This window comes from Paenibacillus sp. FSL H8-0175 (assembly GCF_045040615.1).
Taxonomy (GTDB): Bacteria; Bacillota; Bacilli; order Paenibacillales; family Paenibacillaceae; genus Paenibacillus_AQ; species Paenibacillus_AQ odorifer.
Map to the genome: position 1 here is coordinate 2,647,649 of NZ_CP150299.1, position 21,536 is coordinate 2,669,184.

Annotated in this window: 16 protein-coding genes and 1 pseudogene; 14 read left to right on the forward strand and 3 right to left on the reverse strand. The window is 44.9% G+C overall.

The window, feature by feature from the left end:
- Nucleotides 1-46: 46 nt before the first annotated feature.
- The gene (locus MHH46_RS11365; RefSeq protein ID WP_036689814.1) at nt 47-553 is read left to right on the forward strand and encodes a hypothetical protein; all 507 of its coding nucleotides are present in this window, start codon (nt 47-49) and stop codon (nt 551-553) included.
- Between the two features lie 696 nt (nt 554-1,249).
- Here the strand turns inward: MHH46_RS11365 and MHH46_RS11370 are convergent.
- Complete coding sequence (locus MHH46_RS11370) at nt 1,250-2,107, reverse strand: alpha/beta hydrolase (RefSeq protein ID WP_081387925.1); 858 nt, start codon at nt 2,105-2,107, stop codon at nt 1,250-1,252.
- 171 nt (nt 2,108-2,278) lie between these two features.
- On the opposite strand from MHH46_RS11370, the pseudogene MHH46_RS11375 reads away from it, so the two are divergent.
- Nucleotides 2,279-2,866 (forward strand): annotated as a pseudogene (locus MHH46_RS11375) (cupin domain-containing protein); the annotation flags it as partial.
- Nucleotides 2,867-3,166: 300 nt separating this feature from the next.
- Here the strand turns inward: MHH46_RS11375 and MHH46_RS11380 are convergent.
- Nucleotides 3,167-4,162 (reverse strand): acryloyl-CoA reductase, encoded by a 996-nt coding sequence (locus MHH46_RS11380; protein WP_076193867.1) that lies wholly within the window; start codon nt 4,160-4,162, stop codon nt 3,167-3,169.
- A 139-nt stretch (nt 4,163-4,301) separates the two neighbouring features.
- Here MHH46_RS11380 and MHH46_RS11385 point away from each other — a divergent pair, with 139 nt between their 5' ends.
- From MHH46_RS11385 to MHH46_RS11415, 7 genes are all read left to right on the forward strand, one after another.
- Nucleotides 4,302-4,877, forward strand: a complete 576-nt coding sequence (locus tag MHH46_RS11385) for a hypothetical protein (RefSeq protein ID WP_076193869.1) — start codon at nt 4,302-4,304, stop codon at nt 4,875-4,877.
- Nucleotides 4,878-5,200: 323 nt separating this feature from the next.
- A complete protein-coding gene (locus tag MHH46_RS11390; RefSeq protein ID WP_076130640.1) occupies nt 5,201-6,619 on the forward strand; it encodes an NAD-dependent malic enzyme in 1,419 nt (472 codons plus the stop codon).
- 116 nt (nt 6,620-6,735) lie between these two features.
- Nucleotides 6,736-7,269 carry an AAA family ATPase gene (locus tag MHH46_RS11395; protein WP_076193871.1) on the forward strand — a complete coding sequence of 178 codons (534 nt, stop codon included), beginning with the start codon at nt 6,736-6,738 and terminating at the stop codon, nt 7,267-7,269.
- A gap of 79 nt (nt 7,270-7,348) precedes the next feature.
- Entirely contained in the window at nt 7,349-7,483 is a 135-nt protein-coding gene (locus MHH46_RS11400) for a hypothetical protein (protein WP_256715869.1), read from the forward strand.
- 124 nt (nt 7,484-7,607) lie between these two features.
- The gene (locus MHH46_RS11405) at nt 7,608-8,051 is read left to right on the forward strand and encodes a GNAT family N-acetyltransferase (RefSeq protein WP_076193873.1); all 444 of its coding nucleotides are present in this window, start codon (nt 7,608-7,610) and stop codon (nt 8,049-8,051) included.
- A gap of 31 nt (nt 8,052-8,082) precedes the next feature.
- Nucleotides 8,083-8,574, forward strand: a complete 492-nt coding sequence (locus tag MHH46_RS11410; RefSeq protein WP_076130644.1) for a DinB family protein — start codon at nt 8,083-8,085, stop codon at nt 8,572-8,574.
- Between the two features lie 88 nt (nt 8,575-8,662).
- Nucleotides 8,663-10,651: a CotH kinase family protein gene (locus tag MHH46_RS11415; protein ID WP_076193875.1), complete on the forward strand. Its 1,989-nt coding sequence runs from the start codon at nt 8,663-8,665 to the stop codon at nt 10,649-10,651.
- A 71-nt stretch (nt 10,652-10,722) separates the two neighbouring features.
- Here MHH46_RS11415 and MHH46_RS11420 read toward each other — a convergent pair whose 3' ends face one another.
- Entirely contained in the window at nt 10,723-12,417 is a 1,695-nt protein-coding gene (locus MHH46_RS11420) for an ABC transporter substrate-binding protein (RefSeq protein WP_076193877.1), read from the reverse strand.
- A gap of 112 nt (nt 12,418-12,529) precedes the next feature.
- Here MHH46_RS11420 and MHH46_RS11425 point away from each other — a divergent pair, with 112 nt between their 5' ends.
- The 5 genes from MHH46_RS11425 to MHH46_RS11445 all read left to right on the forward strand — a co-directional run bounded on the left by MHH46_RS11425 (nt 12,530) and on the right by MHH46_RS11445 (nt 21,427).
- Nucleotides 12,530-14,041, forward strand: a complete 1,512-nt coding sequence (locus MHH46_RS11425) for a DUF4153 domain-containing protein (RefSeq protein WP_076193879.1) — start codon at nt 12,530-12,532, stop codon at nt 14,039-14,041.
- A 24-nt stretch (nt 14,042-14,065) separates the two neighbouring features.
- Nucleotides 14,066-14,590: a hypothetical protein gene (locus MHH46_RS11430; RefSeq protein WP_076130648.1), complete on the forward strand. Its 525-nt coding sequence runs from the start codon at nt 14,066-14,068 to the stop codon at nt 14,588-14,590.
- Nucleotides 14,591-14,684: 94 nt separating this feature from the next.
- Entirely contained in the window at nt 14,685-15,383 is a 699-nt protein-coding gene (locus MHH46_RS11435; RefSeq protein ID WP_036683474.1) for a Crp/Fnr family transcriptional regulator, read from the forward strand.
- Nucleotides 15,384-15,544: 161 nt separating this feature from the next.
- Entirely contained in the window at nt 15,545-17,239 is a 1,695-nt protein-coding gene (locus MHH46_RS11440) for a methyl-accepting chemotaxis protein (protein ID WP_076193881.1), read from the forward strand.
- Nucleotides 17,240-17,506: 267 nt separating this feature from the next.
- A complete protein-coding gene (locus tag MHH46_RS11445; protein ID WP_081387926.1) occupies nt 17,507-21,427 on the forward strand; it encodes a discoidin domain-containing protein in 3,921 nt (1,306 codons plus the stop codon).
- The last annotated feature ends 109 nt before the right edge of the window (nt 21,428-21,536 follow it).

Consider the following 21,536-nt stretch of genomic DNA (forward strand, 5'->3'; position numbering starts at 1 on the left):
CACATGTAGTGAACAGGCTACGAATGAGGTGATTCTAATTAGCAAAATGAAAATGGCGACTGCCCTAATTGCGGGATTGTTGCTTCTGCCGGGTATGGCTATGGGTGCATCAGCTCCCGTTACTATGACTCACGTTAATGGAGAACTGCTATCGGCTATGCCCAAGCCAGCTCCGGAGTCTAGGCGCATTATATTACCTTCTGCAATTCAAGCATCAGAGCTATACGGGTTCGGATTACAGCATCGGAATGCCTCGATTCAATATTCGATCTTCTCTAAAGATTTCAAAAAGATTATGTATCCGCGGTTTGTTGAACTAAACTGGGTGACGGGTGTCTCAAGTCCTTGGATCACGAACTACGAGGTCACTAAAGAAACGATAATTAACAAGAACTCAGAGGTCATAGAAATGCGTCTGGATACTGCGACTTCAAGTGGACCAGCACCTTCTATACTTTTGACAATCTCACTTGTGCAAGAGAAGAATAGCTGGGTGATTACCGGAGTGACATCGGACCCCGAGCTGCCGCGTGGCGGATTGCCTAGGAAGTAGGTTGGTTATGGATAGGAAAAAGAGCAAGCGTAGTAGGGGGGCCCATACGCTTGCTCTTTTTTTGATTCGAAAGCACATCGTTTAGTCCACGTGGTCTGTTTTTCTACAAATGATCAGTGACAATGTCAGCCCAGGGTGGCAATGCCAACTCAGCGTCACAAATCATCAGCTTACGTTGGTGATTATTTAAGAAACCTCGCTTCACAGATCGTTACGGACCGTATTGCAGTTATTTTGGCATTATGGTCGTCCTGGCGAGAGTTTCGGACTGTATGGCTCTTATTCCCGTGAAATCACGCATTATAGGAGTACATTTGGGTGAATAGCTGCATCTGAGTCCGATAGCAAGGCTAAATCGCCGAAATTATGAAAATAAGAGCTCCTCGGTCCGATCACCGCCAAACTCTAGTGTATTTAAAGTCGCAATGTTCAGCTCAGAGTGACAATGCCAGCTCAAAGTGGCAAGGCTATCTCAGAATGACATAGCCCAGCTCAGCGTCAGTAGTCTAGCTTGCTCACAAAGCGCAGCTCGAGCCGCCAGCTCAGCTCACATCGCATAGCCCGGCCCAGCGTCATCAGCCCAACTCGCATCGCATAGCCCAACTCACATCACACAGCTCAGCTCAATCACCAGCTCAGCGCCAAAAACCCCAGCCAAGCCACAACAGCTACCTAGATTATCCAGCTGTTAAGCGACTAATCTCTTCCCGCCTTCACCATTAATTCCGCCAGCATTTTGGGTTCGGTTCGAACGGTGGTCATGTGATCTCCTTTGCCCTCGATGAAGCGGAAGACGCCTAAATGACTGGATTGTGTAGGGTGGAATCCGTATGGACCTTGCGGTATCGCGGTGTCCTCCGTTAGATAAAGGTAACTTTTAGGGATCTGGAGACTGTAAAATTTCTTGAGATCAAGCTTTTCGAAAAGTGGACTTGCTGGCTCAGGAGGAGCTTGTTTATAAAAAGCTTGCGCTTCCGCAAGACTGGCGGTGTTGACGAATGTATCCCGGAAAAGAGGGAAAGGGAGCGTTATGGTGTTATTGCCGGAAGTATCTCTCAGCTGTTCAAAGTACTTCAGCGAATCAGCTGGAAATTGGTCCGCCACACTTTGCCCATCCAGTGGTACGAAGGCGTCGAAGAATACCAGACGTTTGATTCGATCCGGTACCTGCTGAGAGACGGTTTGGATCACCGAACCACCAAAGCTATGTCCGAGCAGAATGATATCCTTTAAGTCTTTTTGCTTGATATAGTCGACAACAGACTGTGTGATTTGCGCATGTGTTACATTATTGTTTTTGTCCCCGCCATGTCCGGCATATTCCGGAGTATAGACGGTGTGCCCTAAGCTGCGAAGTGCGGCGGCCGTTTGATCCCAAAAACCAGCAGTAGCCCAAGACCCATGAACTAGAACGAATGTAAGAGACGCTTGTTTCGCTGCTGTTTTGTTATTGGCGGCCTCAACTGTGGAGCTAAGATTCATAGGCTGGAAACCCATAATTGTAAAGACAGTGATACATAAAGCTAACACTATTTTTGTGCGAATCGATTTCATACTGTGCCTCCTATGTGGGGTGAGAGTGTAATACTTAGAGGATGCCCCGTTTAGAAAAGAAAGATGAATTTTTATCAGGAGTAGTGAATCTCCGCACCTAGGCATAGGCAAACGCATATCTTGTGTTTAGGGAAAGCAAAAATTTATAGCAACAGAAAGGTAGGAAAAAAAGTGACTTCATACATGGACTATACGTCCCCCAATACAGAGTTTACTTTTGATGTGAACACTAATACACTTTTTAAAAAAGATGCCAACAACTTCATTAACTTGCTGTCGGTTAAACAATTGAATACGCTCGAGAACATATCACTGCTGGATATTTTTCTTAGCAAATCAAATGTGGTTGAACCTCATTATCATCAAAATGCTGCAGAGCTTGTATATTGTATCTGCGGTTCAGCGGTAGTGTCTTTAATCAATCCGTTCACAAATGAACTTCTGCATTTTCCGATTTGTCCGGGTCAAGTGGCAAATGTGCCGCAAGGCTGGTGGCATTATGAGATAGCTACTGTCGATAATACACATCTGCTCGCGATTTTTGACGCACCTATTCCTGAGGTTATCTTAGGTTCGGATATTCTTAGCAAAACCCCGGCAAATGTATTAGCCCATACTTACTGCTTAAATGAAGCTAAGGTAAAAGAAGCTTTAGCTCCAATCAAGCCTGGAACCTTCATCGGCCCTCCTGCTGACTGCTGCGAAGAAGATAAAGTAATGGGCAGCAGCAATATGGCTCCTAATATGGCCCCTAATATGGCTCCAAATATGCAAGCCAATGTTAAACCAAATATGCATCCTAATATGCAGCCAAATATGAATCCATACGCTCATATGCAGGCGCAACCCATCCCGATATCTTCACAAATGCCTCCAGCTACACAAGCCTTTAATTATCAGCCATACCCGATGCAAGGGTACTATACGCAGGGTTATGATCAGCATTATCGCCAACAACCCTATGTACAGCAGCAGCCGCATTACCAATATCCGAATAACCAAGAGTAAACTAAAAAAACCTCCCGGAACTCTAGATTCCGGGAGGTTTCGTTGTTAAACCTAGGATAAACGGACAAGTACTCTTCCTCTAAGGTTTCCTTGTAGAATATCTTCCAATGCTTGCGGTAGCTCGGTTAACGTGACTTCACGATCCACGAGGTTCTCCAGCTGACTTGGCTTCAGATCGCTCGCCATCCGTTTCCAAGCCTTCTGGCGAAGGTCTGCAGGACATTCAACGGAATCTATGCCGAGAAGGTTAACACCCCGAAGAATAAACGGAAGTACTGTAGTTGGAACTGAAGTGCCTCCGGTTAAGCCACTTGCAGCTACAGAACCTCTGTAGGTGATTTTACTCAAAACTGCGGCAAGGGTGTCACCACCCACCGAATCTACTGCGCCTTGCCATAATTGTTTGTCCAAGGGTTTGCTGGCGCCGCCAATGACCTCTTCACGTGAAATCACGTCTTCGGCTCCTATACCTCTAAGGTAATCGGCAGCTTCGGCGTTACCTGTGCTTGCCACTACGCTATACCCTTTTGCGCCAAGCATGGCAATAGCAGATCCACCTACACCGCCGGTAGCGCCTGTTACAAGTACTTTGCCTTTGTCCGGGGAAACGTCATGATCTTCCAGGGCCAGTATGGATAAGGCGGCTGTCAGTCCTGCAGTACCGTAGATCATAGCTTCTTTAAGCGTCAGGCCTTCGGGAAGGGGAGTGATCCAACCTGCGGGAATACGAGCGTATTCGCTAAAGCCACCAAAGTGTGATACGCCAACACCATATCCTGTTGCAATGACTTGCTGCCCTTTATGAAACCGCTCGTCTGTGGAAGATACCACAATACCGGATAAATCTATCCCTGGAATAAAGGGATATGTTCTTAGAATTTTACCGTTTGGAATACTGGCTAAACCGTCTTTATAGTTTACACTGGAGTAAGCAACCTTAATTACAACCTCTCCAGCTGGCAGATCCTCTAGGGTAACCGGTTTAACAGCTACGGAGAAGGATGATTCTGTTTTGTCGACAACTAACGCTTGAAATGATTCTGTCATAAGTGTGAGCTCCTTCAACTACGTTATAGGTAAGACATGTATATAATATTTATTCTGCCCGGTCAACTAGTGATTGTCTATGATATAGCGCAATTGTTTATTAAGGTTCCGTTAAATCACGTGATAGAGGGTGAAGCTTATGAAATGGAAAAATTTAAGGGTTACAGTCTTAGTGGGTATCACATTAGTCTCACTTGGTTTTAATGGATATTCTTTTTATAACAAGCCACCAAAAGAGACTAACCCAACTACCAAGGAGCTAGTTCAAACTATAGGTGAGATTTCAATCCAATCTAACTCTGAGAGCGGAGTGCAGGGTGAGAGTGTGGAGGAACTGAAAAAAATTATTTATAAGTTACCGCAAGTGGAGAAAAAATTAGCTTTTATAAAGGGCGTTATCACAGAAGGGAATACGGTTTATCTGGATCTGGATGAGGTGGAATGGTTCGGTGGAGAGGCGGCAGAAATTGCAGCTAAAGAAGATGGTGTACTAGAACCCGAATCATTGCCTAATGGATTCTATATCCGAAACGCAAGCGAAGAAATTAAGCGGGTTAAGCTGGAGACTGATGTAACTATAGCTGAACTAAACGGGGCGAGACATCAGCAAGTGGACTATACGAGTTTTATTAGCGAAGAGCTAATGGATAGATTATTCCATCTGACATTTGTAGAAGGTAAGGTTGTTTTGCTAGAAGAGCAGTACAGACCTTAGTGAAGGAGAACAACTAGAAAGGGTTAGTGGAGAAAAGGAATCGGCAGGATGCTCTACAGCATGCAGAAAAGGTAATGAAGAGTAGAAGAGCTTACGGTTTGTTTATGCTTACATACACTTAAGATTATGATGAATTTTATTTTTATGGGAAAAATGGCTCTGTGCCCGTAGCTGTCATACCTGATGTATTTGGGTCGGGTGCGGATGGGAATACTGTAAGAAGAAAAATTTTTCGTTGATCTAGTTAATAGGCGGAAGATATGTTTAAATGGGAAAGTATAGTATTTTTTAAATAATAGGATTGAAGAAAGAGAGGCTAATTCATGTCGATTGCGACTACAATGATTATCAGGCTCGAAATTCGGAAATCGGTTGCATCTTTTGGCGATGTTGCTTCAGGAATTGCCGCAGCTGGCGGAGATATTGTTGCTATTGACGTGATACGTGCAGGGAAGGATGTCACTACCCGAGATATAACAGTGAATGTGCAAGACGCAGCTAATGGAGATATTATCTCAATATTATCGAAGATGCCGGGAATTAAAATAATCAACGTGTCGGATCGGACATTTCTGGCTCATCTTGGCGGAAAAATCGAAATCACACCTAAAATGCCGATTAAAAATCGGGAGGATTTATCCTTAGTGTATACGCCGGGGGTAGCCCGGGTATGTACGGCGATTGCCGAAGATCCCAGAAAAGCTTATTCTCTGACGATGAAAAGAAATACAGTTGCAGTCGTTTCGGACGGCACTGCTGTGCTTGGACTAGGGGATATCGGCCCGGAAGCAGCGATGCCTGTCATGGAAGGTAAGGCGATGCTGTTTAAGCAATTGGCGAACATTGATGCTTTTCCGCTATGCTTAAATACCAAAGATCCGGATGAAATTATCAATATCGTAAAAGCAGTTTCTCCTGGCTTTGGAGGGATAAACTTAGAGGATATAAGTTCGCCACGCTGCTTTGAAATCGAACGCCGGCTTGCGGAAGAGCTGGACATTCCGGTATTTCATGATGATCAGCATGGAACATCCGTGGTGGCTTTTGCAGGACTTTTGAATGCGCTTAAAGTTGTAAATAAATCTATTGAAAATGCACGGATTGTTGTTGTGGGTATTGGGGCGGCTGGGGTGTCCATATGTAATCTGCTGCTGGCAGCGGGCGCGCGTTATATTTATGCGGTTGATCGTGAAGGCGTTCTCAGAAAAGATCTCCAGTATGATAATCCGGAATGGCAGAAGCTTGCTGCCGCAACCAATCCTGAGGGAATTGAGGGGGGAATAACGGAGGTTATACGAGGGGCAGATGTCTTTATTGGGGTGTCCCGTGGGGGAATTCTAACCGTGGATCATCTCAAAAGCATGGCCAGTGATAACATCGTTTTTGCGATGGCTAATCCTACACCGGAGATTGAACCGGATTTGGCAGAACCTTTTGTTCGCGTTCTAGCGACAGGCAGAAGTGATTATCCGAACCAGATCAACAATGTGTTATGTTTTCCGGGTATTTTCCGTGGCGCACTTGATTGCCGGGCTAGAACTGTGAATCTGGAAATGAAGCTGGCTGCGGCAAAAGCCATTGCATCGGTCGTTCATCCGGATGAACTCAATGAGCAATATATCATCCCAAGTATTTTTAACGAAAAAGTAGTTGAACAGGTGCGCCTGGCAGTAATCCAAGCAGCTATATCCACGGATGCAGCACGCCGGATTCCTAAAGACGTAGCAGCTATAACGGAATAAGATCTACACGATAAATGGACTGCTTTGCTTCATTAGAGAGCAGTCTATTTGTTTTTATATTTGGAGGAAAATTGCCCGAATTGCAACTGTAAATCCACTTAAAGGTGGGGGAATGTATGAGAAGAATTCATATTATGGGAGCCTCAGGCGTAGGAACGAGTACATTAGGTTACGAATTAGCTAAAGTGTTGCCACATGTACAGTTAGACAGTGACGACTATTTTTGGGAGCATAAATTCACTAAGCAGCGTGAGGTCAATGCGCGATTAGCGAAACTTACAAGCGATTTGACCCATAAGGAGCCTTGGATTTTAAGCGGTGCGGTATGTGGCTGGGGAGATGGCCTTCGACCATTATTCGATTTGGTTATTTTTCTAGGACTTCCACCGGAAATTCGTTTAGATAGATTAAGAGCCAGAGAGTACGAGAGATATGGTGATCATATTTTGCCTGGAGGAAGTAAATACGAAGCATATCTGACCTTTATGGAGTGGGCGGCATTATATGATGTTGCTGGAGTTGAAGTCAGGAGCAAAGTGCTGCATGAGGAATGGATGTCCGCACTGGAATGTCCTATTTTACGAATAGAGGAAGATTTATCGGTTGGAGAGCGCGTTGAGATCGTGCTGAGATATTTACAAATGGTATAGGAGGAACTTTTGGTCGGCGGAATATATTCAACAGGCTACAGAAGAAGTCAGCAATAATATTGAGGGAGTCAAAAGTGAGTTGAAGTCCGTACATTCTGGGATTGGTGCGTTTGAGCGAGAGGATTCTATCATCAAAGTGGTAGTAGAGTGGGATGGACAGAAAGACGAATTCGAGTTGAAGGAAGTTTGGAATTATGGGCATTACTCTTTATGAAGGTGTTGGCGCAGCAGCTGGTCCAAAGAGGTTATAATGGAAAGCGAATATCTCATCCACGGAATGGTGGACTGTATGTGTATGAGCAGGGCTGTTAATTTAAAAGAAAGCAGGATGAACAATCATGGTTGTTATTAAAGAAATAGAAATGGAATCTCTTCCTGAACTGGGGAATTTATATCAAGAGCTGATGAATAAACCGTCTGACCTTAATAAGCTTGAAAAAGTATTTAAAGGTGTCAAGGCGGATAACCGCTACATCCTGTTGGGTGCTTTTGTAGAAGGAGAGTTACTAGGGTCTTTGATGGGGATCGTGTGTCAGGATTTAGTGGGGGACTGCAAACCGTTTATGGTGATTGAGAATGTGGTGGTTTCAGCGCGGGCACGCCGTCAAGGCGTTGGCAAAAAACTTATGAACGCCATTGAACAAGCGGCCCGGGAAAGAGACTGCTATTATATCATTTTAGTCTCCGGTGAGCAGCGGAAGGAAGCGCATGTGTTCTATGAATCGTTAGGTTATAGAGATGAAAAGGTGGAGGGATACCGAAAACATTTAAGCTCCCATTAAAAAGCACACAACTTTCTAGGAGGTTTTTAACCTGCAAACATTTTTTCAATATAACTGGATGGTCCGTGAACAATGGTATGAGTGGTGTGGAGATATTTCTGAGGAGGAGTTGCTCGCAACACGTATAGGTGGTGTAGGCAGTATTCTTAAGACGCTTTTTCACATTGTTGATGTGGAGTGGAGCTGGATTCAAGTATTGCAAGGAAAGCCGGATTTCCAAGAGGATTTTGAGCGGTACAAGACTTTGCAGCAAGTACGAGAATTGGATGCAAAATTCCACACAGAGGTGGAACCTTTTGTAACGGCTTGGCATGAGGGGCTGGAGCAGAGGATTTTTGAGGATCATCTTCCGGATGGCAGGATCGTGACCGATGCCTGGGGTGAGGTAATGCGCCATGTGATTGCTCATGAGATTCATCATGTCGGGCAATTATCGGTCTGGGCTAGAGAGATCGGAAAACCGCCGGTTTCAGCTAATCTGATTGGCAAAGGGCTGATAAACAGCCTACCTGGCAAAGTGTAGACAAGCTATTCAGCGTATACTCAGATTCATATTTTACAATCTCCTTGAACTGCGAAAACATAAATCTGTACTTCAAGGAGGATTACACATGGTGAAGAAGAAAAATTTGCTGAGAAAGTTCATGGCAGCTACACTAAGTCTTGCTATCGTCTCAACGGCGTTTGGTGTTGCTGGAAACACGCCCGTAGTTAGTGCGGCGGATGCAGGTGTAACGAAAGCGTATGAATCCCTGTTCGCGGGTGACAGAATCATTGATGTTAAAGTAACGATTGATGATGCGGATTGGAAAAGTATATTAGCAAGTCCCCTCGAAAAAGAATACAAAAAAGTTAAGGTTGAAGTTGACGGGAATGTTGTTGAAAATGTTGGATTTTCTACTAAAGGGAATCTGACGTTAAAATCGGTAGCCAGTATGACAGACTCGGACAGATACAGCTTCCGGCTGAAATTTGATAAATATGATAAGAAGCAAACGTTACTTGGTCTTGATAAAATGGTACTGAACAACAATTACTCAGACCCTTCGTATATTCGTGAATATTTACATTACGAAGCGCTTCGTTCTGTAGGTGTGGATGCACCTTTGACTGTGTTCACCAACCTGTATATCAACGGAGAATTATATGGTTTTTATGTAGGTGTGGAAGCGATAGATGATAGCTATCTAGAACGTACCTATGGAGAAAATTATGACGATGGTGTTCTGTATGATACAGAAGAAAAAAGTTATCTGCAGTACAAAGAAGGCAGTGACTACGAAACAATAACTTATGATACAGGTAAGGAAGATGATAAAGCTTCGTTAAAGAACTTCATCAAGGTGCTGAATGAGATGCCTGCCGGTGAGAAGGGTTCTATTGAAAGTGTGCTAGATGTGGATTCGGCACTGAAGTATATTGCCGCTAATGCTGTATTGGGTAACTATGACAGCTATAACGGGGATAAAGGTCATAATTATATGTTGTACGGGGATGCATCCGGTAAATTTAGTGTACTTCCATGGGATATGAACATGTCCTTTAACGGGTATTCTGGTGGCGGAGGCGGCAGAACAGGGACAACAGATACAACAGCTGCTGCGGGCACAACTTCTACATCGGCAACAACCCTTGCAGCCAATACCAGCGCAGTAACTGCATCAATTGATAATCCAACGCTTGGGATAAGTTTAGATCAGGTCCCAATGATTGCTAATCTGTTGGAAGTGCCTGAATATAAGACTAAATACCTGAAATATGTATCTGAGCTGGTTGATTATTTGGAAGGAATTCAGAGCAGAATTACTGAATTGGCTACCTTAATCAAACCTTACGTTCAAGCAGACCCAACCAAATTTTATACCATGGAACAATTTGAAAGTAATGTTACTTACTCAGCAACAGGTGAAATGGGTGGTAGTGGAGGAATGACTCCGCCAGCTGGGATGGAAGGCATGACTCCTCCTGAAGGGATGGAGGGTATGACACCACCGGATGGAACGACACCGCCAGCACGTCCTGATAATACAGCGACTGCGACTGATGGTAATCCTACACCTCCAACAGGTAACGCTGGAGGCGGGGGACAAGGTATGGGCACAATGGCTGCAGGTTCGATTATGACCTTTGCGCTGAACAGACTCGCTAATCTGCAAGGCCAGCTAGGACTTAACGTCACACCTCTTCCCTCTGTAACTACAACACCATCAACAACGAATCCGAACACGACGGGCACTAAGGGAATATCCGTACTTTTAAACGGAACAGCGGTCAGCTTTGCAGATCAGCTTCCTGTGAATAAGGATGGCCGGGTGCTGGTGCCAGTGAATGCAATCTTTAATGCTCTGGGTGCTACAGTAACCATGGATCAAACGACTAAGAAAATCACCGCAGTAAAAGACAATACAACGATCGTAATGGCCATTGGCAGCAAGACTGCTTACATCAATGGCAAAGCACTCACACTCGACGTTCCTCCGCAAATTATCGGAAATCGGACACTGGTTCCGGTAAGATTTATTTCCGAGGGATTGAATATGGATGTGAAGTGGGATGCAGGGACTTCTACAGTTACAGCTACGACTAAAACAGCAGCTTAATAATTAGCTTTATCGCGTATGCGGAAATCCGGGGCAAGCTCTGGATTTCCGCATTTTTTAATTCAAGCAGATCAACTCGTGCTGCTGCTAGAGAGCAGTGGCGGAAACCAGACATGACGAAGATCGACCCAACCCTGGCTATTGAAGCTAACCCCGCGGACAGAGGGGAGATAAGCTGTCTGAGTCGGCTTTTCATACAAAATATGTAGGTGGTGCTCTTTAATCAGACGGTTCTCGATGATACTGAAACTTTCCGCTCGGGCCACCGGATTAGGTTCGCGCGCGATGGTATACAGCCAGCCTTCTATATCCGCCCGGGTATGCGGTTCAATATGCTGGGAGAGCGTGAGGTATAGATCAAATAAACGAAGTTGTTCATCCTCGTCACGGAATAATGAGAAAACAATCAGGTCTGATTCCAGCCGAATCGGACCTTTAAATTCCTCTGGAGACACGGAAATGACATTGCATTTATAACCTTGTTGCTCTAGTCTAGTGGCAATAAAATCAGCATCGCCAGCATATTGTGGAATCGTAGAGATTTGCAACGTGATTTCTTGATCTATTATCGCTTCTTGCTCGATGGACGCTGAATCGTCTTTTAAACAGGAGACTATTTTTGCCCGAAGCAGGGGATCGCTTAGCGGTCCCTTTTTTTGCGTATTGCAGGTGACGAATTTCCGAATGGAAGACTCCGAATGAATTCGGCTCCAGGTCGAAGAACTGGCGGATGAGGGATTCTGAATCACGTGAAAAGCAGAACCCGTATCAGAGGATGACGTTTCGGTATCCCACGGGACATAAAGGATTTCAACCCGATCTAAATGAGCCCGTCCTTGAAAATAATAAGGAAAAACCTCCAGCACACAAGTGTCCTCGGTCATATCCACAACCTTAAAGGGGCCAGTCCCCACGGGTCTACGGCCAAAGCTCTGCTCATCCATTCCTTCTAAATCACGCGGTACAATTGCGGCTCTGCTCGTACACAAAAATGGCAGAAATAGTTCATTAGGCTGCTTAAGCGTAATTTGAACGGTAGATGGATTTAATGCGGTGACCCGCTGGATTTCTTTGAAAATATAGCTATAGAGTGTCCGTTTAGAGGTTTGCATCAACCGTCCCAGGGAATAGACTACATCCTTGGCTGTCAGCACTTTTCCATGATGGAATAACACCTCTTTGCGCAGAAAAAAAGTCCAGAGCGTCCGGCTCTCATCGACTTCCCAGGCGTGAGCCAGACAGGGAACAATTTTGTCCCGTTCACCGCTTCGTTTCACTAACCCGTCGAAAACATGGCTGGAAACAAATGACTCTGCCAGCAAATTCATATAGAGCGGATCGAAGGTATGGAGCTGCTGGGTAATAGGCAGCCGGAGAGTATCAATTTGTTTGTCACTACGAATTTCAGAATGATGCCCAAAATAGGTCAGCAGCCAACCCTGCAGTGTATCCTGCAGTGAGGTGGAGCTGGCATGGGTTTTGATGCCTTCTATAGCGTTGTGGACATCTTTGCGGCTAATCGCCTGCATCATGGATTGAAGGGCAATTTCTTCGGAGGGAACAAGAAATTGCAGCAAAGAGCGGCTTCCCCGCCCACGCTTAGGCGTCCATTTGATCCATTCCTGCAACATCATTTTATTCACAATATGCATGGCATTGCGGTGTGTACAGCCGAAAATCAATGCCAACTCATCCATCGTCACTGAGATTTCTGTGGCTCCCCCAAAATGAGATTGCAGCTTTAAAAATTGGCTATGCAGCTTCATTGTTTTGGTTCCTTTCGGAAAATAGGAAATTATAAATAAATTCTTTCTCTTTTTTTTCTTATTTTATCACGTAAAATAAGGATGAGAAAGTAAGAAAATGGGGGTAATTACCATGACCGAGGAAATGGAAACGGGAACGGGACTTAGGCTTAATCGATCGCTTGCTGCTTTGCTTGCCGCGTTCTTACTGGCAATAGTTCATCAGTATTTATTTTATGGGAAGCTGGCGGGCCTATCGTATCCAATCTTTGTATGTCTGTTCTATGCGTTCATGCTTTATTATGCCAAGGCTAAAATCCGCAAGCTTAACAAATTCAGTTACTTCTGGTTTGGAGCGATTTTTCTACTTTCATTAACCTATTTATTCTTTCATAATTTTTTCTTCTTTGGGCTGAACCTGCTGGTGATCCCGGTGTTGATTTTATTACATATGACTTATTTGCTTAGTGATAAACGGCCGGCTTGGAGCCGGCTTGGATTAGTGGGGAACACGCTGGAGCATGTGCTTCCACAGAATTTCCGCCATTGGAGCACTGTGTTTACGATCATTAAAAGGTCTGGCGGCAGTAAAATGAAGGACGAGCGTAAGCAGGTTATGGGGAAAGTGCTGATAGGACTTGCGATCTCTTTTCCAATATTGCTGGTTGTGGTGACTCTGCTGTCCTCAGCGGACGGAGTGTTTCATCATGTACTGCTGGCGCTGCCGAATGTGCTGGATCAGATTTCATTTGGGGAAGGTTTTGTGCGGGTGCTGTGGATTATCCTGCTGGGCATGGGCTTGTTCGGCTTAGTGTGGGGGTATGTGGATTCGAAAATCTATGACTGGAATATGCAGCCTAAGGAATATGGTCCAGTGCTGGCGCCTGTAAGCTTTAAAATGGATCCGATAATTATGACGACGATTCTTATAGCCATTAACACGGTATATGTATTGTTTGTTTTCGTACAGTTTTCTTACTTGTTTGGAGCATGGGAAGGGATTTTACCAGAGGGCAGCTCATATGCTGATTACGCACGTAGTGGATTTTTTGAGCTGATTATGGTGGCTGCGATTAATTTCGTGATTTTGCTGCTGGCTTTGGTATCGGAAGTAAAAAGAAGTGGGGGGCTGCAAAAATTCATTAATGTCCTGCTCTACATTCTGGTTGGTTGCTCGACAGTTATGCTATATTCCGCCTATACCCGTCTGACTCTCTATGAAGAGGTGTATGGCTATACCACGACTCGGTTTTTAGTGCATGCATTTATGATATTTATGGGCTTATTGTTGGTGGTTGCAGCCTTACGGATAGCTGTTCAGCGTGTGCCATTGGCGAAATGTTATATTGTGCTGGGCTTGATCTCCTACGTCGTCATGAACTATATCGGGATGGATGTTATTATCGCTAATAAAAATATGGATCGCTATGCAGCGAGTGGTAAATTGGACGCCAATTATTTGGTCCGTTTATCTCCGGAGGTCATCCCTTCTCTGATAAAGTTTAGTGAACAGGAAGATGGGATGCTGGATGATTTTTTAAAGAATGAATGGAGAGAACTCAATAAGCGTGAGCAGGCATGGCAGTCGTTTAATTTCCCGCAATATCTGGCGCAGCGTGAGCTGGCTGAATATTTTGCACAGTAAAGGTAAGAAGAAGGTGTGAGGTCAGTGAGGAAGAAGCCATTTAAAAGAGGCTGGTCATTTATCATCATTTTTATTACGGTAGGTTTAAGTTACGGGATCTATCATATCTATTTATACAATGCGCCCAAACAAAATCATTACTCGCGTGTTTCCAGCACCCATCTTGAACAGGAAAGTCTGGGCGGCATTCAGCTGCTTCAAAGCCTTGATTCAATCGCTAGGGAACCTAAGCCAAATAATGATATAGAGCGGTATCAGTATTACGATCTGGGTCACGAGACAACAATAGCCACAGCACGTGGTGATGATAAGATCATTCTAATCAGCGTCTATTCCGATCATACGATGAGTACGGCAAGAGATATTCATATTGGAGCTTCAGCAGACGAAGTGATCAAGGCTTATGGCACTTCTTATTATAAAAGAGGGGAGCAAGGGGCTGAGATTATCGGATACGTGGATAAAATCAACCATCGGAGTATTGAATTTTGGCTGCAGGATCAGAAGGTAGATATGATTCGTTATTGTGTGGATTCTGTTGTAATGTAAAGTGTCATAGGAAAACCTTATTAAAAAGGACATATGTCCTTTTTTTGTGGGGTATTCTAAATTACACTGGAGCAAACAATAGAGGGGGCACTACATGCAGACGATAAATGACCGTGAGGCTGTCCGTGCCTTGGCAGTGAAGAACGGTCTGGACGGAATATTTAGCCCGCTGGTAACGCATAAAATGGAGTTGAGACGTTACGCGGATGAAGAAAAGCTGTGTTTGGTTGGCGATCAATTGGATGGGATGTTCATATTGGTTGAGGGCAAGCTCAAAATTCAGACCTTGCTGCCAAATGGCAAATCTATGCTGGTGCGGTTTACAAATCCGATATCTGTGATTGGGGATGTAGAGCTCCTTCACCGGTTCCCTGTTAAGAATCAAGTGGAGTCTGTGGGTGAGAGCTTGATTCTTTTTGCAGGGAGAAGACTACTCCTGAGAGAGCTTGAGGAAAATACAGCGTTGTTACGTTTTCTCGTCGGAGAACTTAGTCACAAATTGCATACGCTCGGTCAAGCCTCCGCACTTAACCTGTTGTATCCTGTGGAGAATCGATTTGCCAGTTATTTAATGTCTTTGTTCGCAGATAAAAACGGTGACCGGCGAGTGGAGGAGATTCGGACCTCAAGTCTTATTGAGACAGCAGAATTGCTTGGCACAAGCTATCGGCATCTTAATCGAATCGTACGTCGTTTTATTGATGAAGGAATCATTACACGAAATCGTGGACGCTTAAGCGTACTGGATGAATCGAAGCTGGCAGAGCTGGCTAACGGAAATTTATACGAATAAAAAGATCTCAAAAGACCATTAGTTCCTGCCCTCGGCCGGAAATAGGGGTCTTTTTGTTTTTTTAAGCAAACATTCAGTTCAAATTCAGAGAGGCTTAAGGGAGAGCTAGTAGGATAAAAGTACCAAATAGACCTACATACATATAGAGATGAGGAAAACCGATGGTGAAAAGTATCCGTGGGAAAATAGTCTTAGGATTTACTGCTGTGATCATAGTCTTTCTAGTGGCGATAGCCGGAAACACATTGTTTCAGGGGAAGGTTACCCAATTGACAGATCAGGTTAATCGTAACTGGGACAAGCTGTCACTTGTTCAAGGCTTAACGGATAAGATTCGTACCGCAGATGAGCTGGGTGCTCGTTATGTGATGAGTAACACAGATGATGAGCGGAATTCCTATCTGGCGCAGTATGAAGAAATGCTCCCATTGATTGAAAATGCTATTACAGAGCTGGAGAATGCCCGATTAAGTGAAGCTGAGTTAAAGGGTGTAGCTGAGCTGAAGAGCAAATGGAATGATTATTTAATCGTTCTGAAGGAAGCTTTTGCCTTAGCTAAGGAAGGCAACTTCCCGGAAGCGCAGAAGAAATTCACGAACCTGTCATTAGACGCTATGATTGAATCTCAGATTGTGTTTCAGAACATGCTCATGGAGGAAATAGAGAATGGACAAAGCCTGGCAAATTCGCATCGTAATAACGGTTTGATTACTAGCTTTGGTGTGACCGGATTGTCGGTAGTGCTCGCGGTGATCCTTGCGCTGCTAATTTCTGGACGGATTATTAAACCGCTTCGTGATGTGAACACTCAGTTGAAGGAAATTGCAGATGGGGATGCCGATCTTACCCGCAAGTTAAGTGTTCGTTCTAAAGATGAGATTGGTGAACTGGCGTTTAACTTTAATAAAATGACAGATAATCTGGGCACGATGATTGAACAGGTGAAGTTATCAGCGAATAGTCTCGCGAGTTCCTCTACAAAGCTTAGGTCAGATAGTGGAGTGACGGCAGGCGCCACAGAACGAATATCGGATATTATGGGTGAAGTCGCTTCTGGAACAGCCAAACAGATGAATGATTTGCAGACTAATACAATTACAATCTCAGAAATATCACTAGGAATCGGCCAAATTGCTGCCAGTGTCCAGGACATCTCGGAAGCCTCCCATCGCTCTGCGGCATTTGCCATTACAGGAGATGAATCCCTTCAGGCCGCTGGGCAGCAAATGGAATCGATTAATCACTCCATACAATCTTTATCACAGCAGGTCCAAGGTTTTGTGAATCGATCTCAGGAGATTGGCAGTATTGTAGGAGTCATAAAAGGAATCGCTTCGCAGACGAATATGCTGGCCCTAAATGCGACGATTGAGGCAGCTCGTGCTGGTGAACAAGGTAGAGGTTTCGCTGTGGTTGCCGATCAGGTCCGTAAGCTGGCAGAGCAGTCCGCGGAATCCGCCAATCAAATTGCAGAAATGGCGACTGGGATCCAAAGTGAAGCAGATGATGCTATGAAGGTGATGATGAGCAGCATGCGTGAAGTAAAGGGAGGTACGGAGATTATCGAGGAAGCGGGACGTTCCTTCGGTGAGATTCGATTATCTATAGATTCACTTGCTGAACAGGTTCAGGAAGTATCTGGAGCCGTGGAGGAGATTACGGCAGCTGCGGATGAGATTGTAGAGTCAATTCGTAACGTTACGCAAATCTCGGAAACAACCGCTGCGAGTACTCAGCATGTGTCAGCAGCCTCACAAGAGCAAATGGCTTCGGTCGAACAAATTGCATCCTCTGCAAGTGAATTAAGTACAATGGCGCATGGACTGCAAGGGTTGGTAGCTAGATTTAATGTATAACATGAAGCGTCGGAGAGTTAAGGGGCAATATAATCCCCTTGGCCTCTCCGGGGCTTTTTTTGGTTGAACGTAATATCCCACATACAAAGCATAGAAATCGCCATCGACGGCCATCTACCTATAACTTATATTATTAGCGTTATTAGTTAGCTTGTATCCGTAATCCATCATTTCAAATGTAGGAGGCGAATGTCTATAAAACTACTGTTTTGAAAGCGCATCCTTTCTGCTGTGTAGCTCCACAAAATTTTGGAAGGTGGTTATTCAATGATAGCAGCTTCTAAAAGATTTACCGGGAAGACGGCAGTACTTTATTGTTTGATTGTTATATTATTTGTAGGTCAGTTAGGATTATATCCCTCGGTGAGTTTAGCCGCGGGGAATTTAGCCCAAGGGAAGACTATTACTTCAAGCTCCTTCGGTGATGTATACGTAGCAGCCAATGCTAATGATGGCAGCCAAGGAACGTATTGGGAGAGCGCAAGCGGTGTTTTTCCGCAATGGATTAAAGTGGATTTAGGGGCAGCAAGCAGCGTGAATCAGGTTGTGCTAAAGCTGCCTACGAATTGGGAAACAAGAACTCAAACGTTAGCGGTGCAAGGGAGTACAGATGATGCAGCTTACAATAACTTAGTAGAATCCGCCAATTATACATTTAATCCAACGAGTGATTCCAATACAGTGACCATCAGCTTTACAGCTGCGAATATCAGATATGTTAAACTGAATTTCACATCCAATACGGTCTGGCCAGCAGCACAGTTAGCGGAATTTGAGGTTCATGGTAATACAACTACAACTCCATCCTCAGGATATGAAGCGGAGAATGCCGCATTATCCGGTGGTGCCAAGGTTAACACGGATCATACAGGTTATACAGGTACAGGATTTGTTGATGGTTACCTAAATCAAGGTGCTGCGACTGCATTTATCGTTAATGTGGCTTCTGCTGGTAACTATGATGCTACATTAAGATTTTCAAATGCATCAGGCAGTACAAAAACCATTAGTGTTTATGTGAATGGAACTAAAATTAAGCAAACCTCACTTGCGAATCTGGCCAATTGGAATACTTGGTCAACAAAGATTGAGACGCTGGCTCTGAATGCTGGCGCTAACACGATTACTTATAAGTACGATGCAGGAGACACTGGAAATGTGAATCTAGATAATTTGAACGTCACTCCAGCTTCTGCGACAACACCTACGCCAACGCCGACGGCAACTCCGACACCAACGGCAACACCTACCCCAACGCCGACGGTAACACCGACACCGACGGTAACTCCGACACCGACAGTAACACCTACGCCAACACCGACAGTAACACCTACACCAACTCCAACGGTAACACCGACCCCGACACCAACAGTTACACCAACGCCTGGGGCGGGTTCCAATCTGGCTTTGAACAAAAGCATCAACGCTTCCTCTTCCGTCTTTACCTTTGTTCCTACAAATGCGAATGACGGTGATGTAACTACTTACTGGGAAGGAGCAGGAGGAGGTTATCCCAATACATTATCTGTAAACCTGGGTAGTAATGCCGATATTACATCCATTGTCCTCAAACTGAATCCATCATCGGCCTGGTCCACACGTACTCAGACTATTCAAGTGCTTGGGCATAATCAGAATACAACAGTCTTTACTAGTCTTGTGCCAGCAACCGTGTATACTTTTAATCCGGCAACTGGCAATACGGTCACTATTCCGGTAACGGCCACGGCTAGTGAAGTACAGTTGAAGATTACCACCAATACTGGTTCAACCGCTGGACAAATCGCTGAATTCCAAGTGATGGGTGCACCAGCTGCTAATCCGGATTTGGCGATAACCGGTCTTACATGGTCACCTTCAGCTCCAGTAGAGACCAATGCCATTACTTTAAATGCAACGGTAAAAAACATTGGAACGTTAGCTTCCATAGCGACTAATGTGAATTTCTACTTGGGCAGCACACTTGTAGGCACTAGCCCAGTGGGGGCATTAGCGGCTGGCGCATCTACGAACGTCACTTTAAATATGGGCGCAAAGGATGCTGCTACCTATACTTTAACTGCAAAGGTTGACGAGAATAATACGGTTATTGAATTGAACGAAGGCAATAACAGCTTCACTAGCCCAAATTCTCTTATTATTGCTCCCGTATCCAGTTCTGATCTAGTAGCTTCCCCTGTTAGCTGGACACCAAGCAATCCAGCAGGCGGTAATGTGGTCAGCTTCTCGGTGGCAATCAAGAATCAAGGGACAGCAGCATCCGCAGGGGGTGCGCATAACATAACCTTGAAGGTTCTGGATGCTACTACGAATGCTGTACTCCAAACCTTAACTGGAACCTATAACGGCGTGATTGGCAGTGGAGTAACAGCGCCTCCTGTTAGTCTTGGCACTTGGACAGCAGCTAATGGCAAATATACTGTGAAGACGGAAATTGCCGTAGACACTAATGAGCTGCCAGTTAAACAGGCCAATAATATTCAAACACAGTCTCTTTTTGTAGGTCGTGGAGCCAATATGCCTTACGACATGTATGAGGCTGAGGAGGGGGTGATTGGTGGCGGGGCTGTGAAGCTTACTGCTAATCGGACCATTGGAGATCTTGCGGGTGAGGCTTCAGGCAGAAGAGCAGTCACACTGAATACTACAGGCAGTTATGTAGAATTCACTACTAAGGCTGACACTAATACACTGGTCACCCGCTTCTCTATTCCAGATTCGGCGAGTGGAGACGGTACGAATGCTACACTGAACATCTATGTGAACGGAGTTTATACCAAGGCGATAAATCTGACCTCTAAATATGCATGGCTGTACGGTTCAGAGATAAGTCCCGGCAATTCACCAAGCGCGGGTTCTCCGCGGCATATTTATGATGAAGCTAACATTATGTTCGACAGCACGATTCCGAAAGGTAGTACGATTCGACTGCAAAAGGATGTGGCAAATACCTCGCAGTACGCCATTGATTTCATCAGTTTGGAGCAGGTATCACCGATTGCCAATCCAGATCCGGCCAAATATACGGTCCCAGCCGGCTTTACACATCAGGATGTGCAAAATGCGCTAGATAAAGTACGCATGGATACGACCGGAAATCTCGTAGGTGTGTATTTGCCGGCCGGTAACTATCAGACCTCCAGTAAATTTCAGGTCTATGGAAAAGCAATGAAGATCATTGGTGCGGGCCCATGGTATACCAGATTTTACGCTCCAACGAATCAGGAGAATACGGATATCGGTTTCCGGGCAAGCGATACCGCTAACGGCTCTACTTTTGCGAATTTTGCTTACTTCGGGAACTACACATCACGTATTGATGGCCCGGGTAAAGTATTTGATTTCTCCAATGTGGCAAATATTACGATCGATAACATCTGGACCGAACATCAGGTGTGTATGTATTGGGGAGCTAATACGGATTACATGGTGATCAAAAACTCCCGTATCCGCAACACCTTCGCTGACGGCATCAATATGACGAATGGCAGCACGAATAATCTCGTATCCAATATTGAGGCACGGGCAACAGGGGATGATAGCTTTGCATTGTTTTCGGCTATTGATTCCGGTGGTGCAGATATGAAGGATAATATTTATGAGAATCTCACTTCAATCTTGACCTGGCGGGCAGCAGGTGTAGCCGTCTATGGCGGATATGCCAATACCTTCCGCAACATTTATATTGCTGACACGCTTTGCTATTCTGGAATTACGATCAGCTCGCTTGACTTCGGGTATCCAATGAACGGCTTTGGCGCTTCACCGACAACGAATTTTGAGAATATTTCCATTGTTCGTGCAGGTGGACATTTCTGGGGGGCACAGACCTTCCCGGCAATCTGGGTATTCTCAGCCTCTAAGGTATTCCAAGGCATTCGTGTCAGTGATGTGGATATCATTGATCCAACCTATCATGGCATCATGTTCCAGACCAACTATGTCGGCTCCACGCCGCAATTCCCAGTGACAGATACCTTCTTCACGAATGTCACAATTTCCGGTGCGCAAAAGAGTGGAGATGCTTTTGACAGCAAATCCGGAGTGGGCATCTGGGTAAATGAAGCGGCTGAGGCTGGGCAAGGTCCTGCCAGAGGGTCAGCCACCTTTAACAATCTGAAGATTACCAACACGGTAACGAATATTAAAAATAATACGTCTACTTTTACGATTAACGTTAATCCTTAAAAATAAATGCTGCCAGTACTGAACAGCCGTCTCCCGCTTTCGTGGGGGGCGGTTGTTTTCAGGTTGCAGAAACTAAGGTTCTGAATCGACAGGAGGTGCTGCTCACGTT

Coding starts and splice junctions, on each gene's coding strand:
- MHH46_RS11440 (WP_076193881.1), top strand. CDS start 15,545: ATGGTGAAAAGTATCCGTGGGAAAATAGTCTTAGGATTTACTGCTGTG.
- MHH46_RS11415 (WP_076193875.1), top strand. CDS start 8,663: ATGGTGAAGAAGAAAAATTTGCTGAGAAAGTTCATGGCAGCTACACTA.
- MHH46_RS11445 (WP_081387926.1), top strand. CDS start 17,507: ATGATAGCAGCTTCTAAAAGATTTACCGGGAAGACGGCAGTACTTTAT.
- MHH46_RS11395 (WP_076193871.1), top strand. CDS start 6,736: ATGAGAAGAATTCATATTATGGGAGCCTCAGGCGTAGGAACGAGTACA.
- MHH46_RS11380 (WP_076193867.1), bottom strand. CDS start 4,162: ATGACAGAATCATTTCAAGCGTTAGTTGTCGACAAAACAGAATCATCC.
- MHH46_RS11420 (WP_076193877.1), bottom strand. CDS start 12,417: ATGAAGCTGCATAGCCAATTTTTAAAGCTGCAATCTCATTTTGGGGGA.
- MHH46_RS11365 (WP_036689814.1), top strand. CDS start 47: ATGAAAATGGCGACTGCCCTAATTGCGGGATTGTTGCTTCTGCCGGGT.
- MHH46_RS11370 (WP_081387925.1), bottom strand. CDS start 2,107: ATGAAATCGATTCGCACAAAAATAGTGTTAGCTTTATGTATCACTGTC.
- MHH46_RS11390 (WP_076130640.1), top strand. CDS start 5,201: ATGTCGATTGCGACTACAATGATTATCAGGCTCGAAATTCGGAAATCG.
- MHH46_RS11425 (WP_076193879.1), top strand. CDS start 12,530: ATGACCGAGGAAATGGAAACGGGAACGGGACTTAGGCTTAATCGATCG.
- MHH46_RS11385 (WP_076193869.1), top strand. CDS start 4,302: ATGAAATGGAAAAATTTAAGGGTTACAGTCTTAGTGGGTATCACATTA.
- MHH46_RS11405 (WP_076193873.1), top strand. CDS start 7,608: ATGGTTGTTATTAAAGAAATAGAAATGGAATCTCTTCCTGAACTGGGG.
- MHH46_RS11435 (WP_036683474.1), top strand. CDS start 14,685: ATGCAGACGATAAATGACCGTGAGGCTGTCCGTGCCTTGGCAGTGAAG.